We start from the raw sequence: 1,177 nt of genomic DNA, 5'->3' as shown, positions 1-1,177 counted from the left end.
AACTTATACAGACGAGGCCCATCGTGAGAAATAAAGCAATTTGTATCAATGACTTAAAAGGTATTTTACACGGACAAACCATTGTCTCTATTCAACCAGTTGAACTCAGCCCACTTGCGAAAACTGAGATTATTGTCGCAATGGCACAAGCCGCAGAACAAGCTGGAGCGAAAGCACTCCGCATTGAAAGTATTAACAATGTGAAGGCGGTTTCTGAACATGTCAGCATACCAATTATTGGAATTGTGAAGCGTGATTTAGAGAATAGTCCGGTAAGAATTACGCCTTATTGCAGCGATGTCACTGCACTGGCAGAGGCTGGGGCAACCATCATAGCGTTTGACGCAACTGACCGAATTCGACCAGAAAGCCGCGATGCAATCGTCACCGCAATTAAGGAAACAGGTTGCTTTGCGATGGCGGACAGTTCATGTTTTGAAGACGGTCTTTGGGCCCATCAGCATGGCGTCGAGATCATTGGCTCAACGTTGTCAGGTTATGTTGGAGAAAGTGAACCAACTGAACCAGACTTTGAACTGGTTAAACAGTTTTCTAAAGCGGGTTTCTTTACAATGGCAGAAGGCAGGTACAACACACCTGAACTTGCCGCCAAAGCCATTGAGTGTGGTGCAACAGCGGTAACCGTTGGTTCAGCCTTGACACGATTAGAGGTCGTAACGAACTGGTTTAATAAAGCAACTCAAGCAGTAGAGGCGTAATAATGAACATCCTAGCCATTGACATTGGCGGCACAAAAATCGCGCTGGGGTTTGTCTCAAATGGCAAGCTCTGTGAGCGAATGCAAATCCCGACCATTGACGTAACTTCTGCAAATCAATTTGCAAACCATATCCTGCAGCACTGCGAACCTTGGTTAGAAGATGTGGATCAAATTGGCATCTCCACTACGGGGTTGGTTACAGAACAAGGGATCAGCGCCATTAATCCAGACACATTGGCCTTTCCCACTCCTTTCCCACTCCATACTGAAATCAAAGTACAAACAGGCAAGCCAGTCGCAATGCTAAACGATGCGCAGGCAGCGGCATGGTATGAATACTTGCACTTAACCGATCAAGAAAAAAACATGGCCTATCTAACGGTATCAACCGGTGTCGGTGGCGGCTTGATTCTTGATGGGAAGCTTCATCGCGGACAAAACAACTTTGCCGGACAT

The 1,177-nt window shown here is 46.3% G+C and carries 2 protein-coding genes; both read left to right on the top strand.

The genetic code is table 11. The annotated features are described in order from the left end of the window. Positions 1-38: 38 nt before the first annotated feature. Positions 39-719 (top strand): putative N-acetylmannosamine-6-phosphate 2-epimerase, encoded by a 681-nt coding sequence (locus MED222_RS10030; RefSeq protein ID WP_372071310.1) that lies wholly within the window; start codon positions 39-41, stop codon positions 717-719. A gap of 2 nt (positions 720-721) precedes the next feature. Continuing rightward, positions 722-1,177, top strand: a 456-nt coding sequence (locus MED222_RS10035) for an ROK family protein (protein WP_009847247.1), incomplete at its 3' end; no start/stop codon positions are given.

Origin of the sequence: Vibrio sp. MED222 (assembly GCF_000153005.1) — a bacterium.
In the GTDB taxonomy this organism is placed as follows: domain Bacteria; phylum Pseudomonadota; class Gammaproteobacteria; order Enterobacterales; family Vibrionaceae; genus Vibrio; species Vibrio tasmaniensis_A.
This window is presented reverse-complemented; position numbering and strand designations above follow the sequence as displayed.